Origin of the sequence: Tenacibaculum aquaeponti, assembly GCF_052084715.1 — a bacterium.
Classification (GTDB): domain Bacteria; phylum Bacteroidota; class Bacteroidia; order Flavobacteriales; family Flavobacteriaceae; genus Polaribacter.
This window is the reverse complement of record NZ_CP197288.1, coordinates 208,735-225,217: the sequence shown is the minus strand read 5'-3', so window position 1 is coordinate 225,217 and position 16,483 is coordinate 208,735. Positions and strand designations below refer to the sequence as shown.

17 protein-coding genes and 1 riboswitch are annotated in these 16,483 nt (G+C 29.3%); of the genes, 8 read left to right on the top strand and 9 right to left on the bottom strand.

What is annotated here, in order from left to right:
• On the bottom strand, positions 1 to 1,878 hold the full coding sequence (locus ACSIGC_RS01065) for a TonB-dependent receptor plug domain-containing protein (protein ID WP_442266334.1): 1,878 nt from the start codon (positions 1,876 to 1,878) through the stop codon (positions 1 to 3).
• A 37-nt stretch (positions 1,879 to 1,915) separates the two neighbouring features.
• A riboswitch (cobalamin riboswitch) is annotated at positions 1,916 to 2,109 on the bottom strand.
• Between the two features lie 9 nt (positions 2,110 to 2,118).
• Positions 2,119 to 3,057, bottom strand: coding sequence for an ABC transporter substrate-binding protein (locus ACSIGC_RS01060; RefSeq protein WP_442266333.1), 939 nt, complete (start codon positions 3,055 to 3,057; stop codon positions 2,119 to 2,121).
• Positions 3,058 to 3,155: 98 nt separating this feature from the next.
• Here ACSIGC_RS01060 and ACSIGC_RS01055 point away from each other — a divergent pair, with 98 nt between their 5' ends.
• Genes ACSIGC_RS01055 through ACSIGC_RS01035 form a run of 5 tightly spaced genes read left to right on the top strand, consistent with a single transcriptional unit; the run spans position 3,156 to position 7,106 of the window.
• A complete protein-coding gene (locus tag ACSIGC_RS01055; RefSeq protein ID WP_299837701.1) occupies positions 3,156 to 3,659 on the top strand; it encodes a bifunctional adenosylcobinamide kinase/adenosylcobinamide-phosphate guanylyltransferase in 504 nt (167 codons plus the stop codon).
• Positions 3,660 to 3,665: 6 nt separating this feature from the next.
• Positions 3,666 to 4,697, top strand: a complete 1,032-nt coding sequence (gene cobT / locus ACSIGC_RS01050) for a nicotinate-nucleotide--dimethylbenzimidazole phosphoribosyltransferase (protein ID WP_442266332.1) — start codon at positions 3,666 to 3,668, stop codon at positions 4,695 to 4,697.
• 12 nt (positions 4,698 to 4,709) lie between these two features.
• Positions 4,710 to 5,474, top strand: coding sequence for an adenosylcobinamide-GDP ribazoletransferase (locus tag ACSIGC_RS01045; RefSeq protein ID WP_442266331.1), 765 nt, complete (start codon positions 4,710 to 4,712; stop codon positions 5,472 to 5,474).
• Entirely contained in the window at positions 5,459 to 5,995 is a 537-nt protein-coding gene (cobC, locus tag ACSIGC_RS01040; RefSeq protein WP_442266330.1) for an alpha-ribazole phosphatase, read from the top strand. The genes ACSIGC_RS01045 and cobC overlap by 16 nt, the downstream gene beginning before the upstream one ends.
• Positions 5,985 to 7,106, top strand: coding sequence for an ABC transporter substrate-binding protein (locus ACSIGC_RS01035; RefSeq protein ID WP_442266329.1), 1,122 nt, complete (start codon positions 5,985 to 5,987; stop codon positions 7,104 to 7,106). The genes cobC and ACSIGC_RS01035 overlap by 11 nt, the downstream gene beginning before the upstream one ends.
• Positions 7,107 to 7,110: 4 nt before the next feature.
• On the opposite strand, the gene ACSIGC_RS01030 is transcribed toward ACSIGC_RS01035, so the two are convergent.
• From ACSIGC_RS01030 to ACSIGC_RS01010, 5 genes are all read right to left on the bottom strand, one after another.
• Positions 7,111 to 7,572 (bottom strand): DUF302 domain-containing protein, encoded by a 462-nt coding sequence (locus ACSIGC_RS01030; protein ID WP_442266328.1) that lies wholly within the window; start codon positions 7,570 to 7,572, stop codon positions 7,111 to 7,113.
• A 4-nt stretch (positions 7,573 to 7,576) separates the two neighbouring features.
• Entirely contained in the window at positions 7,577 to 8,176 is a 600-nt protein-coding gene (gene msrA / locus ACSIGC_RS01025; protein WP_442266327.1) for a peptide-methionine (S)-S-oxide reductase MsrA, read from the bottom strand.
• A 112-nt stretch (positions 8,177 to 8,288) separates the two neighbouring features.
• Complete coding sequence (locus ACSIGC_RS01020; RefSeq protein ID WP_442266326.1) at positions 8,289 to 8,921, bottom strand: HmuY family protein; 633 nt, start codon at positions 8,919 to 8,921, stop codon at positions 8,289 to 8,291.
• A gap of 5 nt (positions 8,922 to 8,926) precedes the next feature.
• A complete protein-coding gene (locus tag ACSIGC_RS01015) occupies positions 8,927 to 9,394 on the bottom strand; it encodes a DoxX family membrane protein (RefSeq protein ID WP_442266325.1) in 468 nt (155 codons plus the stop codon).
• Between the two features lie 3 nt (positions 9,395 to 9,397).
• Positions 9,398 to 11,443 (bottom strand): TonB-dependent receptor plug domain-containing protein, encoded by a 2,046-nt coding sequence (locus ACSIGC_RS01010; RefSeq protein WP_442266324.1) that lies wholly within the window; start codon positions 11,441 to 11,443, stop codon positions 9,398 to 9,400.
• A gap of 93 nt (positions 11,444 to 11,536) precedes the next feature.
• On the opposite strand from ACSIGC_RS01010, the gene ACSIGC_RS01005 reads away from it, so the two are divergent.
• Complete coding sequence (locus ACSIGC_RS01005; RefSeq protein WP_442266323.1) at positions 11,537 to 12,442, top strand: DUF6607 family protein; 906 nt, start codon at positions 11,537 to 11,539, stop codon at positions 12,440 to 12,442.
• Between the two features lie 79 nt (positions 12,443 to 12,521).
• On the opposite strand, the gene ACSIGC_RS01000 is transcribed toward ACSIGC_RS01005, so the two are convergent.
• Positions 12,522 to 13,169, bottom strand: coding sequence for a CPBP family intramembrane glutamic endopeptidase (locus tag ACSIGC_RS01000; protein ID WP_442266322.1), 648 nt, complete (start codon positions 13,167 to 13,169; stop codon positions 12,522 to 12,524).
• Between the two features lie 132 nt (positions 13,170 to 13,301).
• Entirely contained in the window at positions 13,302 to 14,474 is a 1,173-nt protein-coding gene (locus ACSIGC_RS00995; RefSeq protein WP_442266321.1) for a metallophosphoesterase, read from the bottom strand.
• A gap of 204 nt (positions 14,475 to 14,678) precedes the next feature.
• Here ACSIGC_RS00995 and ACSIGC_RS00990 point away from each other — a divergent pair, with 204 nt between their 5' ends.
• Both ACSIGC_RS00990 and ACSIGC_RS00985 read left to right on the top strand, forming a co-directional pair.
• Positions 14,679 to 15,503 (top strand): sensor histidine kinase, encoded by an 825-nt coding sequence (locus ACSIGC_RS00990; protein WP_442266320.1) that lies wholly within the window; start codon positions 14,679 to 14,681, stop codon positions 15,501 to 15,503.
• A complete protein-coding gene (locus ACSIGC_RS00985) occupies positions 15,500 to 16,201 on the top strand; it encodes a LytR/AlgR family response regulator transcription factor (protein ID WP_442266319.1) in 702 nt (233 codons plus the stop codon). The genes ACSIGC_RS00990 and ACSIGC_RS00985 overlap by 4 nt, the downstream gene beginning before the upstream one ends.
• Positions 16,202 to 16,483: the final 282 nt, after the last annotated feature.

Sequence of the window (16,483 nt, the reverse complement as noted above, 5' to 3'; positions counted from 1 at the left end):
TTAAAATTTATAGTTTATGTTGAAATTATAGTTAATACCTGGCATTGGTCTACCTCGAATAATAGTATAATCTTCATTTAAAATATTATTGACTTTAAAACCAATACTTAAGTTTTGTTTTTCTCTTTTTAGAATATTGAAGCTTCCTCCAATATTTGATATAAAAAATTCATTAACAACAAAGTCTTCGCTATTACTTTGAGTTGTATATGTTTTACCATTGAACAAGAACTGATAGAATACCGAAAAGCGATTATAATTCATTCTAACATTAGTATTTGCAACATGTTTCGGAACAAATGGAATTGCTGTTTTTGTCGCTTCATTAATCGCATCTACATAAGTGTAGTTTACAGAAAGATCAGTTTGAATGTTATCAAAAAATAAATGCTTATAATTAGCAGCAAATTCAATTCCTTGATTTCTTGTTTCCTCTAGATTAATTGGCGTCCAAATTCCTGGTCGATTCGGATCACCATTTGGCGTCCAAATAATTTTATCTTTTGAATTGATATTGAAATATGCTACATCAACAAATAATTGATTAGATTTAAAACCTATTCCAAATTCTCCTTGTAATGAGTTTTCTGGAATTAAATTTAAATTACCTTGACCTGGCCAAAATAAATCGTTGTATGTAGGAACTCTATAATTTCTCGATGTATTAGCTCTAAAAAAGAAACCTTTGTAAGGAGTTAATTTAAATCCAAAAGCATAACTTAAAGGCACATCAAAATCTGAATTATAGTCCTTTCTTAATTTTATGTCATAAGAAAAAAAACGCTTTATTTTATGGTTAAAAATCAAAGATTGTGAAAACTCTCGTCTATTCCTCTCTTTAATTTGATCTGTTCTTCCGTATACACTTTCAAATCGTGTATTCGACGTTACAGTAGCATTAAACTTTTTAAAAGTATAATCAGCAGTAATATCTGTATATAAACGATTAGAACTTCCGAAGTTAAAAACATCAGAATCTTTGTCATCAAAATATTTATACTTCTGAAATAGATAACCAACTCGAGTATTTAATCTGAAATTATTACGCTTAAACTCAAGAGACAGTAAATTCCTTTGGTTTATATCTTGAAATTTATCATCTGCAGAAGTTGGATTAGGTAATTCACCTGAAAGTAATCTATCACCAAAATAATATGTTGTGAAAAACTGTAAAACTAATTCATCTGAAACTCTATACGCATTAGAAAAATTGACTGCATAGTTCTTATAATTCCCATTAAAATTTCTGAATTCTGAGTTTAAAAATGGATAGTCATTATCTGACCTGTTGTAAGAAATTCCGAAATTAGCTGTGTACTTTTTAGAACTATATTTCAATTTATACAAACTATTAATAGTACTAAAACTTCCAACAGCACTTACAATCTGATTTGTAAACTCTTTATTTTCTCTGAATTTTAATACATCATTTAAATGAACAGTTCCTCCAATTGCTCCAGAACCGTATTCTATACTTCCCCCTCCACTTCTTACGTTTAATTCGTCATACAATCCTACCGTTAAAGAATTGAATCCTGTTTGTCCGTTGTTAATAGAATTGATGTTAATTCCATTCCACATCACAGCAGTATTTGAAGCACTAGTTCCTCTAAAACTTGCAGAACTCGTTCCTCCAACTCCATGCTCTCGTAAATAAATTGCTGTATTAAAACGTAGTAAAGAAGTAAATGATTCTAAATTATTTGTAATAATTGAATCATTCAAATTAACAACCTTTAACGATTTAGAATTCATTAAAAGTCTCTTATTCGCCTGAACTACAACTTCGTTCAAACGATTATGTATCGTGTCTTTTTGTGCATTAACTTTTAAAAAGATGCTACAAAAACAAATAACCCAAAATAAAAATTGCTTCATTATATACCCCTGTAAAAACCTTTATCCCGAAGGTTTGTTATCAAATAAAACTTTGGCAGGTCTCCTGGCTTGCGTCTTGTAACTTACCTTCCCGCTTTCGCAGTGGTTAAAAGTAATTAGTTACAAGCTATATAGCTTACAGTTGCGGGAACAGCTTCGGTTTTACACCGAATTCCCTTTTAATTTTCTCCAATTGAAAATTGAAGAAAAACCAAAATTCACGGCAAATGTATTGTTTAATTATAAATTAGTCACTAACAAATCGTGATAATTTGCGAATTTAACGTTTAAATCTTGTGAAACTGAGTAGTATTCTGGGTGAATCATAGCAGCTAAGCACTCTATTCCGTCAACTAAAGTTCCTGCAGAAGATTGTGTAAACATGGCAAAATCTGCGATGTAAACATTCTTATTTTTTACAGCTCGTAATTCGTTCCAACCAGGCTTATTTATTAAAAACTCCATGTCTTCTAAAGTTCTTCCTATTCCATAACCACAAGGTGCAATAATTAAAACTTCTGGATCATATTTTACAATTTTATCCCAAGGAATTACAATACTATCTCCTGATGGATGTGATAATAAATCGATTCCACCAGCATAACCGATTTGATGAGGAATCCAATGTCCGCAGTTAAATAAAGGTTCGATCCATTCTAATAACATGATGCTTTTAGATTGAATTTTATGTTCACGTTGAACGTCAACTACAGCTGCAATACGATTTCGTAATTTTTGAATATAATGAATTCCCACTTCTTCTTTTCCCATAGCTTTAGCTACAGTTAAAGCATTTTCAAAAACATCTTCTAAAGAATTTGGCGTAATTGAAATTAACTCAGGAATCTTTGGTAATTTATAAGCTGATTTTGCTACAGATTCAGTATCGATCTGACAAACATCACATACATCTTGGGTAAAAATTAAATCTGGAGCAATATTTTCTAAAACTGGTTCATCTACATAATATAAAGTTCCTCCTTCAGCTTTGGTTTTCGAAAAAATCGTATTGATTTCTTCACTAGTTAGTGTTTGTCCTTCTAGTTTATATTTCACTACAACTTTTTTCTCCTCTAAAGCTACTGCAGGACATTCAAATGTTATTCCTTCTAAGTATTCTTGTAACCCCATATCATAAATCATTTGGGTTACCGCAGGCATAAACGACGATACTTTCATACGACTAATTTTAACATAGCTAAAATACATAGTTCTGTAGTATTATTTTCTTTTTCTAAAAAATCTTTCTAATCTTTGCTTTCAAATTTTCTTCAATTATGATGTATTATATCACCGGAGGAGAACGATCTGGTAAGAGTAGTTACGCACAACAACTTGCAGAATCTTTATCTGAAACTCCTTATTACTTAGCTACTTCTAGAATTTGGGACGCTGATTTTAAAAACCGAGTGAAGCGCCATATTTCTGATAGAGATGAACGTTGGACAACTATTGAAGAAGAAAAAAATATCAGTCAAGTAATTCCAGAAAATGCTACTGTAGTTATTGATTGTGTTACTTTATGGCTAACAAACTTTTTTGTAGATACAAAAAATGACATCGAAGAATGTTTACGTTTAGCTAAAGATGAAATTTTAAAGCTTTCTGAATTGAATGCAACCATAATTATTATTTCTAATGAAATTGGAATGGGATTACATGCACAAACTGAAAGCGGAAGAAAATTTACTGAATTACAAGGCTGGGTAAATCAATTTATAGCAAAACAATCAAACAAAGCCACATTTATGGTCTCTGGCTTACCATTAACTTTAAAATAAAACTAGATGATTCCACCAATCTCTACTACGTTAATTAACGATATACAGAAGAAAATAGATTTTAAAACTAAACCTATCGGTTCGTTAGGTGTTTTAGAAAAAATCGCGTTACAAATTAGTCAGATTCAAAATACGTTAACTCCAGAATTAAATAATCCTGCAGTTGTTGTTTTTGCTGGTGACCATGGAATTGTAAAAAACAAACCTGTAAGTCCGTATCCACAAGAAGTTACGCAACAAATGGTTTTAAACTTTACCCAAGGTGGAGCAGCAATTAATGTGTTTTGTAAACAAAATAATATTGACTTATACATTGTAGATGCTGGTGTAAATGGAACTTTTGAGTACAGCGAAAAACTTTTGAATCATAAAATTGCTAATGGAACTTCAGATTATTCTGAAGGAAAAGCAATGTCAGAAAATCAATGTAAAACTGCTTTAGAAGCTGGTAAAAAAGTAATTCAAAAACTACATAACCAAGGAACAAATATTGTTGGTTTTGGTGAAATGGGAATTGGAAATACTTCGGCAGCATCTTTATTAATGAGTTATTTTACTGAAACACCAATTGAAAAGTGTGTTGGAAAAGGAACTGGGTTAGATGATAATGGTGTAAATACTAAAGGTGAAATTTTAAGAACTGTATTTAATATACATAAAAACAATATTCAAAATCCGATTGATGTTTTAACTAGTTTTGGTGGATTTGAAATCGTTATGTTATGTGGTGCAATGTTAGAAGCAGCTCGTTTACAAATGACAATTTTAATTGACGGATTTATTGTTACTTCTGCCCTACTTGCAGCTCACGCTATAGATAAAAATGTTTTAGACTATTGTATTTTTTCTCATACGTCAGGTGAACAAGGTCATGAAAAAATGTTGTCTTATTTAAACGTAAAACCAATTCTTAATTTAGGAATGCGATTAGGTGAAGGCTCAGGTATAGCAGTTGCCTATCCTATAATTAAATCGGCTGTAAACTTTTTAAATGAAATGGCAACATTCGAAAGTGCTAATGTTTCTGAAGCTGAGTAAAAACATCATTTCATGAAAAAACAAATCCATTATTTTTTAACTGCTGTGTTATTCTTTACAAGAATTCCTTGTCCGAAATGGGTAGATCATTCTTCTGAAGCTTTAAATAAAAGTAGTCGTTATTTTTCATTGGTTGGAATTGTAGTTGGTAGTATTGCTGCTGCTGTGTATTACGCAAGTTCTTTTATATTTTCTACTGAAATTTCTTTGGTTTTAAGTATGATAAGTTCTATTTGGACTACAGGTGCTTTTCATGAAGATGGTTTTGCTGATACTTGTGATGGATTTGGTGGCGGATGGACTAAAGAAAAGATTCTTACCATAATGAAAGATTCTCGCTTAGGAACTTTCGGAGTTATTGGTTTACTTAGTATTTTAAGTTTAAAATTCTTGAGTTTAAAAGAACTTTCAAGTCAAGTTAATATTCCATTAGTTTTAATTTCTGGTCATGCAATCAGTCGTTTTATAGCAACTATTTTACTGTATACTCACGAATATGTTAGAGATTTTGATAGTTCTAAAGTAAAACCAACTACAAAACAAATGAGTACAATATCATTAGTTATCTCTGCTATTTTTGGTGTACTACCACTATTCTTTTTTCAAAAACCAACTGTATTTATTAGCATTTTTCCTTTGTTAGTTGCTTATTTATATATGGGGAATTTCTTTAAAAAATGGATTGGTGGTCAAACTGGCGATTGCGCTGGTGCTTTACAGCAAGTTGCTGAAGTTGTTTTTTACATTTCTTTAATTGCCATATGGAAATTATTATAGTACGACATACGACTCCAAACATAGAAAAAGGAATTTGTTACGGACAAGCAGACATTGATGTTACTGCAACTTTTTCTGAAGAATTAAAACCTATTTTAAAAGAATTAAAAACACTTGATTTTGATTATATATATGCTAGTCCGTTACAGCGTTGTAAAAAACTAGCTGAAAAAATTAGCACAAATATTACTTTCGATAATCGATTGAAAGAATTGGATTTTGGTGATTGGGAATTGAAAAAATGGAATGATATTCCATCAGAAGAAATTAATCCTTGGATGGAAAATTTCGTTGAAGTTCCCGTGACCAATGGAGAATCGTACATCGATTTAAATAATCGTGTTGTAAATTTCTTACAAGATATAGAAAAATTAAACACTAAAAATATTGTTATTGTAACCCATGCTGGAGTTATGCGTTGTATTTGGGCACACTACAATAACATTCCGCTAGATAAAACTTTTGAACTGAAATTGACTTATGGTCAAATCTTAAAAATATCAACCGATAATGACAACTAAATTATCTTACATCTATACAATTTTGAGCCTTTTTCTTTTTATTCAATGTAAACAAGAAAGAGTAAAAGAAAGTACTCAAAGTCAAAATACTTCAACAATTAAATATGCCAAAGGATTTGATATTATCGAAGAAAATGGAAATAAATATCTACTCATAAAAAAAGTTTTTCAGAACGAAATAAGCTCTTTTAAATACTTACTTTCTGAGAAAAATGACTTAAAAAACAATAAGATAAAAGTTCCAGTAAATCGTTTAGTTGTTACAAGCACTACTCATGTTCCAATGATTGAATTGTTAGATGCAGAAGATCGAATTATTGGTTTTCCAAACACTAAATATATTTCTTCAGAAAAAACAAGAAAACGTATTGAAGACGGATTGATTACTGAACTTGGCTCAGAACAAAGTATGAATACAGAAATCTTAATTGATTTGGTTCCAGATTTAATCGTTGGTTTTTCATTACACCCTAATAATAAACTGTATAACAATATTAAGAAGTTAGGGTTTCCTGTTGTTTTTAATGGTGAGTGGTTAGAAGAAACTCCTTTAGGAAGAGCTGAATGGATTAAGTTTTTCGGTGTTTTATTAGGTAAAGAAAAAGAAGCTAAAATTGTTTTCGAAACTATCGAAAAAGATTATTTAGCGGTTAAAAAAATAGCTCAAAGTGTTGATAAATCACCAAAAATAATTTCAGGAAGTTTCTTTAAAGATGTTTGGTATGCTCCAGCTGGCGAAAGTTTTATCGCCAAATTTTTCAATGACGCTAACTTGGATTATTTATGGAAAGAAACCTCTGGCACTGGTAGTTTACAATTAAGCTTTGAAAGTGTTTTAGATAAAGCTCAAGAGGCTGATTATTGGATTGGTTGTGGTATTAATGAAACTAAAACACAATTGTTAAGTACCAATAAAAACTATGATAAATTTTCTCCTGTACAACTAAATCAAACTTATACAATAGCGGCAATAAAAGGAGCAACAGGAGGAATTAAATATTTTGAGTTTGCTCCTATTCGTCCTGATTTAGTTTTAAAAGATTTAATTAAAATTACTAATCCAGAATTATTACCAGATTATGAATTATCTTTTTATAGACTAATTGAGTAAAAGTTTACTCAACTGTAGTTAATTTATTTAAGGCATTTGAAATTTTATTTAACAATTCATCTTTACCTTCAATATTATGTCTTTCTTTTAAATATTCAGGGTTATTGTATGTAATGTATACTTTTCCTGCTTCTTCATAAATCATTATTTTTTGAGGTAAATCTATTGCTAATGTTGGCGCAACATTCATTAAAGGTGTTCCTAAATTAGGATTTCCAAATATTAGTAATTTAGTTGGACGTAACGACAAATCTTTTTTACTAGCATTCTCGCTATGATCAAGTTCAAAAATCAACTTTAAATTCGGATTGTTTTCAATTTTACTTTTTACTCTTAAATATGTATTTTGAAAATCTAAAGGACTTTCTTTAACAATTAAACTAGTATTCATTTTTTCACTTTTATGATTTGATTGACATGAAAGAAAACCAACTAATACAACTAAAAAACTTACTATTTTTCTCATTTTATTAGTGTGAACCTTTCTTTAATAAACTTGGAAATCTCTTTTTAAATCTATTTAATCTTGGAATTGATACATTTTGAACATAAGGATTGTTCGGATTTAAACGTTCATAATTCTGATGATATGCTTCTGCTTCATAAAATTTTTTAATTGGCAATATTTCTGTTACAACTTTACCTTTATATACCTTGTAGTTTAATGATTTAATATATTTTTCGATGATTTGCTTTTCTTCATCATTATTGTAAAAAGCAATAGATCTGTATTGTGTTCCATAATCTGGATGTTGACCATTTACAGTTGTAGGATCATGAGAACCAAAAAACACGACAACTAAGGTTTTAAAATCTACCTTTTTAGGATCGTAATATACCGCTACGGTTTCTGCATGTCCTGTTCTTCCTGTACCAATACTTTTATAAGTAGGATTTTTAGTCTGCCCTCCAGCATAACCAGAAACTGCTTCGTCGACTCCTTCTACACTTTCAAAAATAGCTTCAACACACCAAAAACAACCACTTGCAAAGTAAGCTACTTTTTTATCGTTTTGTGCTTGTAAATTTATTCCTATTAAAAAAAGAGCGACATATATAATATTCTTCATGATTTTAAAAATTTTAGTGTTCGTCGCTTAAAAATACTAAAACATACAAAAAGCTACCCAGAAATTCGGATAGCTTTTCAAATTATAAACTAACAAAATTCAATAGAGACTCCTACTGAATGCTTTTATCACCTACATTCGGATTATATACATAATTAAATGAATAGTACCTAGCATTTTCTGCTACTGCAGGGTTATTATCTTTATAGTAATTTAAAATTTCAAGTTTTGCATAATTTCCATCAACAGTTTTTACAATGATTACTTTTCCTGCTAATGGACTAATTAAATGACTTGGTGGTCCTGCATAGCTATACCAACCATTACCACTACCAGTTGGTAATGCATAACTTCCTGAAGCATCTTGAGAAAATAAAGTATCTTCTGGTGCAGTTGTTATGTTAGCAAATGTTCCATTTTGGATAGCTAAAGCAGCACTTCCTGTTCTTTCAGGTTCGTCTGATAAACCTCCCACTTTAGTACCTCCATTTACTAAAATTGTAGTACCTCTAAAAGCGATGTCCCAAGAATCATCTGTAACAACAGCTCCAGTTTTAAAACTAAATTTAGTAAAAGTACCTGTTGTTACTGGTGGATTTTGAGTAAAATCTGTATCCTGTAATGCTGGTAAATTTGTAATCGACTTTGACTCTACTGGTAGAGTTACTAATTTCGCCTCATCATTACATGATATGCATACGATTGCTATAAATAAAATTGAAAATATTGATTTGATTTGATTCATGATTATTAATTAAATTGTAATTTTTCTGATTGATATAATATTGATGTTAACTTTTTTCTATCAACTACTAAAAGCCAAATATTAATAAGAAGTAAAACTCCAGTTTGTATAAGCTCTCCTACTTCATCAGTTTCTAAAAAAAGATGAAATAAAAAGATATTTATTACGATAGGCATTGCCATTATTGCTCCAAATAATGTAAAAACCTGGCTAATTAATAGTAAACCACAAATGATTTGCATTATTCCTAAAAATTGCCATAGATATCCCGTCTGTTTCATCCCGTTTATATACAACACTTTTTGTAGTGTTTGTTCTTGATTAGGTTGATTAAACTTTTGAGCTTTTTCAACAACTGCTAATGGTTTTGGATTAGCTTTTGAAAATTTCCCTATACCTCCATATACTAACATAGCTCCCAAAATCACACTCAAAATGAGTGTAATTATTTTTATCATTTTTGATTTGATCATATATTAAAAATTGAATTGAATACGTGTATAAAAAGTTCTACCTAGTTGTAAAACTGCATCTATGTTTTCGAAAGATGCCTTATTTTCTTGTTCTGTATTATTGAAAAGATTATCTATTCCGAACTGAACCGTAAAAATGTTTAATAATTTTAAAGAACCTCCAATATTAATTTGTGTATTTGGAGAAGCAAATTGATCAAACTCATCTATAATCCCACCACTATTATTGGTATCAAATAAAGCATATTTACTTCTATACAATATTCTTGCATTAAGTGAAAAGTTGTGGTCAAAATTTTTATAAAATAGTTTAATATTTCCAGTATGACGTGAACGATTTGCTAATCCAAAATAATTGTCCAACTGAATTATTTCTGAAGGCGAACTTGGAGATCTTCTAAAGAAAACTTCTCCTGATTTAATTTTATTTATTTCTTCTTTATCGCCTGTATCTAAAAATTGATAACCAAATGTGATATTAAAGTTTGTATTAATTTTATAACTCCCATTAAACTCTAATCCTTGAGTAAAAACTTTGGCTCTGTTTTCATAAGAAAAAACAGTAGTATTTGGTAAATCTGGAAAATTAGTATCTACAACAAAAGTGTTTATTAAATCGCTAATATCATTTCTGAAAAAATTCAGGTGCAGGCTTAAATTTTTGAATGGTTTAAAATCAAAACCAAGATTGTAGCCTATTGAACTTTCTGGAGCTAACTCTTTAGATAAATTTGATACCGATGACAAATTACCATACAGTTCATGTAAAACTTCAGTTCCTAATACAACATAGCCACCAGCTGTATTTCTGAAGTTAAAAAACAATTGTCTAAAATCAGGAACTTTATAACCTAAACCAACAGATGTTTTTGTACTTAACCAAGTGTTAAATTTATAAATTGCTGAAATTTTTGGACTAATTGCTGATTTAAATGTATTAAAATGATCATATCTAAGTCCTAAAATTAAATTTACTTTATTTTTAATTTTCGTATCGTACTGAGTGAAAACATACTGACTATTATACTGCTCTTTTCCATCAAAAAAAGTACGTTCTAAAGCATCGAAATTACCTCCTACTCCAACGATTAAATCTGAAGATTTAATTTTAAATTGCCCTTTTATTTCTGGTCTTAATAAAGTTTGATTGAAAACTGAAGTGTTCCCATCAAACTGGCTTTCTGTCTTAAAACGAGTAGTATAAAATGAAAAATCTATTTTATTTTTTTCATTAATCCAATGAGTTAACTTAGTAGATAGTCCATAATCTTTTTGTTCAGCTTTACTATCTGAATTGAAAACTTTTTGATTAAAATACCTTCCATCAGCAACAAATTTTAATTGATCAGATATATCATAAGTTAATCTTAAATTCCCATTATAATTTTGATATGGATTTACAGTATTGTTCTCAGTTTCTGGAGATACATCATAACCACTACCAGAATTCAAATTAATTCTGCTTTCTATGCCTAGCTTATCTTTTTGATGGGTGATTTCAAAACTTAAATCCAACTCTTTTTCTGCACCAAATCTACCTGCATAACTTAATTCTGAATTAGTTTGTTCTGATTTAGGTATTTCTGTTATAATGTTAATTACTCCACCTAAAGCTTCAGAACCATATAATGAAGACGAAGGACCTTTAACTATCTCTATTTGTTTAATATTGTTTACCGAGATTCTATTTAAATCTAAATTCCCCGAAGTTCTCCCAATATATGGCAACCCGTTTACCAGTATTAAGGTATATTCTGCATCCATTCCTTGAATTTGCACACCTTCTGAACTTCCAAAATCTGAAACCAAAATTATTCCTGTTTGTTCTACAATAATATCTCGTAATCGTGTAGCGCTAGTTTTTTTTATGTTTTTCTGCGTAATTAAAGTTACAGGCATTGGTAAAGATGATAATTGTCTTTTAGTAGTAGTTGCAGTAACTATTACTTCATCTAATTTATTTACAATCGTATCCTTTCTCTTCTTTTGAGAAAACATGATAGTGAACAAAAAAAACATCGCAATAACCAAAACTTTATTTAGAAACATTCTTAATAATTTTCGACAAATGTAGATTTTTATTTTTAATTAATCTAAATAAATTATAATTTTGTCTCGAAAATAAAATCAAACATTATAAAAATGAGAAATCAAATTGTAGTAATATTTACACTATGTGCTATGACATACACAAGCGCACAAGAATCTAAAAAACAAAAAGATATAAAGGCAATTAAAACAATGAAAGGTTGCTTTGAAGTAAGTTTTAACTTTGCTGAAACTTTTAATTACTCAAAAGATAGTTTATACAAGCCTTCTGCAATAAAACACGATCGTGCTTTAGAATGGGTTGAAGTTATTACTGATAAAAACAATAAAATTCAATTACAACATTTATTAATTGTTGGTCCGAAGAACAAACCACATATTGTTAAGCATTGGCGTCAAGATTGGCTTTATGAAAATCAGGATTTATATCTGTTTCATAAAGATAATCATTGGAAATATCTAAACTTAGATAAAGAAAGTGTACAAGGTCAATGGACTCAGAAGGTATATCAAGTAGATGATAGTCCACGTTATGAAGGTACTGCATCTTGGGTTCATGTTGATGGAAAAAGTTATTGGGAAAATGCTACAGATGCTCCTTTAGCAAGAAGAGAACATACAAAAAGATCTGATTACAATGTAATGTTAAGAAGAAATCGTCATGAAATTATAGAAAACGGCTGGATTCACAATCAGGATAATGATAAAATTATCAGAAAAGATGGTGAAAAAGACTTCTTATTAGCTCAAGAAAAAGGGTTTAACACATACATAAGAGTTCCTGATAATAAATGTATTGCTGCACAAAACTGGTGGAAAGAAAACAAAGGGTTGTGGAAAAAAGTTCGTAAAAAATGGGATAAAACTTTTAATCAGAATAAAGATATTACTTTACAGACTAAAATTGAAGATAAAAAATTATTTGCGCATCTATTTAAACTAAAAGCAGATGCTTCTAAAAAACAAGTAAATGAAATTATAGATAGTTTTATCAAATAATTTCGTATGCTGTTGTAGTTTGTTATGTTATTTATGAAAAGCCTTACTAAAAAGTAAGGCTTTTGTTTTTTTTTAAAATTTATCTGTACAAACCTAAGTACAATAATGTTAATGCTATTGTATCGTGAACTCCATGCATTATAACAAGTAATCCCAAATTGTTTCTATTCTTATAAAAAATAATAGAATATAATAAAGCTAAGGGGAATATTTGTATAACTCCTGTTATTCCTTGATAAATATGAGAAATACTAAAGTATAAAGACACAATTACAATTCCTAAATACCAAGCCTTCTTTGTATTTCCTAATAAAACGACTAAACCTTTTAAGTAAAAGCCTCTAAACAAGAATTCTTCTCCAAAAGCTGCGAAAATCCAAATCACAATTAAAGTAATTATGTAGTTTATAAAGTTTCCTTCTATTCCTGTTAATGACGATAAATTTGCTTTTCCTAAAAAACTTTCTATCCATGAATCAATAGGAATAAAAATTACATATATAATTAATGCATAAATAATTCCTCTCACTATTGTTCTTTTATTGATTTTCTTACCGAAACCAAATAGCGACCAATTGTATTGGCTCGACCATAATAATAAACCTGCTATTGTTAATCCGAAAAAATAACTAAAGTTTCTGTCGATATGCCCCAAAAAAGGAGCTACAATCATTACTAAAACTACGATATAAGATTTACTTAACTGTGTGTATATTTTTGTTTTCATTTGAATTATTCTTTTGAATTGATGATATTTTTATCACAAGAATTTGTGTTAGTTATTAGTTAACTGTTCATTTTTTTGCTTGTCAAAAAAACGAACCAAAAAAACGACACTTCTTCAAAGTGTTTTTTAGCTTTATAATGGGTATTGTTTTCCGTTGTGTAGAATTCTATAAAAGGTTTTATTTTCAATTAATAATCCTTCCGATTTTTTATTTGGAAACATGGAAATATAATCACTCGGATGTTTTACATCAATCGCATACACTTTTCCGTCATACATTTTATTTACTTTCCATTGTAATGTGTGTCCGACTACAATGTTTTCTGCATTGAATTTTGAAATGCCTTTAACTACTTCTTCTTGTGATAATTCATTTTTGAAATATCCTCTGTACCAACAAATCCCGGTTTTAGTTGATAACACTTTATCTTCTACAGTTTTGTTAGGTTTTGGAAAATGACGTTGATAGTAATTGGCTCTATTTATTCGATTGATATCGTCTAATGTTAAATTAGTTTCTGCTATTTCAGGATGAATTCCTCCGTGAGCAAATAAAGTTCCGTTAATAGATTCAATTGTGTTTTTACTTGACATCCATCTACCTAAAACAGATTTTTTGTTATATAAATCGTACTGCTGTTTTCCTAAAATTGAAGCCACCGCATAGTATTTTGGTTCTGCTGATTTATACTGGCCTTGCATATTCTTCAGCTCATGATTCCCGATAATAAAATGTACTGTCCCGCCTTTTTTCTTAGCTTCTTGCTCCAGTTTGAAAATAAACCAAAGTACTTGAGTAGTAGAAAATCCTCGATCTACAAAATCACCAACTAATACTAAATGACCTTTACCGAAAGTCCAATTTAAATTTGCATCGATGACTTTATTTTGAATTAAGAAATCTCGAAATGTTTTATAACCACTTTCAATATCTGAAATGGCTAAAATTTTATTCCCATCATTATATATAGATTTTGGAGTTTCAAACGCTGCTTGTAAGTCAAAAGAAAATCGAGAAGAATCCAAAGGAAAGAAACAGGTTAACGCTTCTTCGGCTTTAGTATCATATGTTTTTCTATCTACATAGAAACCATCGTTTTTATTTCCTTTTACATATTCAACACTGACTAAACTATCGTTCATATAAAAAATATACGGACCTTCTTCTTCTAAATTGTAACGTAAACTATTCTGATTATAATTTAAAGTTCCATTCATTGCGATTATAATTCCGCTTCCCACTAAAATCAATACAGTTAGTGTTACAAAAACATGTTTTACATAGCGTAAGATTCTTTTTTTCATCGGTTAAAGTTTTAAGTTTCCTCAAAAATATTTTAGCACTTCAACCTTTTAAAACTATTGGGATAAACGACTCTTAAGTTGCATTAAACTCTTCTATTTTTCTTGAAAAGTACCTTTATTACGAGTTATTATCCGTTTATTATGAGTTTACGAACGTTTGTCTTCTTTATTTGTAGAATCCTAGTCAATCTTTAATTTAGCTGTATGATACAATGGTTCAAACAAAATAAAAGAATATTTACACTTATTAGTTTTATTTCTTTAGCTATTCCTTTACTATGGATTAGTTATAAAATTATTAGTACCGATAAAGATTCTTTTGTTATTACCGTAAACTGGCCTTCAAGCGTAGTTTTTATTTTATTAGGATATTACATTCTTCTCATTTTAACTATTCTTGGAATCGCTATACATTGGTTGGTTCAGCAAATAAAAACGATTATTGATTTAAAAAATGAAAAGAAAAAAACAGAGTTGATTCATCTACAAACTCAGGTAAATCCGCACTTCTTTTTTAACATGCTGAATAATTTATACGGACTCATAGATCGTGATTCGGAAAAAGCGAAACAACTGGTTTTAAAACTTTCTGATATGATGCGTTACAGTGTTTACGAAGGTTTAAAAGACACCGTTTCTATTCAAGAAGAAATCGATTTTATTCAAAACTTTATCAGTTTACATCAAATGCGTTACAAGAAGAATATTGATATTTCTTTTCAAACAAACATTGAAAATAGTGACGTAAATATTGTACCACTTCTGTTTATTATTCTGGTAGAAAATGCTTTTAAACACGGCGTTGAAGTATTACGTGATGAAGCTTTTGTTACCATTGATTTAAAAACTACCAAATCAGAAATTAAATTTACAATTAAAAATAATTTTGATCCGACACATATAACTCAAAAAGGAATAGGATTGGAAAATTTAACACGCCGATTAGAACTTACCTATCCGAATAACCATACATTTACTACTCGTAAAGTAAATAATACTTTTGAAGCATTTTTAAGCATTACAATATGACCAATTATTTAATTATTGATGATGAATATATTGCTCACGATATTATAAAAGGATATTGTGATTTGTTATCGAATTATAATTTGGTGAAAAGTTGTTATGATGCAATTGAAGCTTTAGAATGTTTGAAAAACAACTCGGTAGATTTGATTTTTCTGGATTTAAATATGCCTAAATTAAAAGGTTTTGATTTTTTAAAAACCTTAACCAATCCGCCAAAAGTAATTGTTACTACTGCATATAAAGAATATGCACTAGAAGGTTATGAACTTAATATTGTAGATTATTTATTGAAACCTTTTAGTTTTGAACGTTTTGTAAAAGCAATACAAAAAACAGAAGTTATTTATACTCCAAAAACAGTTACAGCAACAATGCCAGAAACTACAGGTGATAAACATGTCATTATAAAATCGAACAAGAAGTATTATCAAATCTTATTAGACGATTTATTATACATAGAAGCTGTTGGGAATTATTGTAAAATTGTAACAGAGCAAGAAGAACTCACCATACGAGAGAAGATCTCTGATTTATTAACTTTATTTCCAAAAGATCATATTCTACAAGTACATAAATCTTTTTTAGTAGCAAAAAGGAAAATAAAGTATGTAGAAGGAAATCGAATTTTTATTAATGATCATATTATTCCAATTGGAAAGGTATATAAAATTAATGTAAAGGAGTTTTTGAGTTTGTAAAAAACTATTGTTTGTTTGTTTCTTTCTTTGTCTTGATACAAAGAAGCAAAAATCAAGATTTAGGATAAGAATTAAAAAATACTACGGTATTACCAGCCACAGATGAAAAGAACTCGCTTTGCTCAAACAGCTTTTCATCTAAACCCCATCTCTGATACCTTAATTTTTTGTAATTCTTATCAAAGATCAAATTTAACGGCTATCGTTCCACTATTTTTATTCACAAGATGCTATAATTTTCTATTGGTTTATATCTGTAATAATAATCAAAATGAGGTTAGT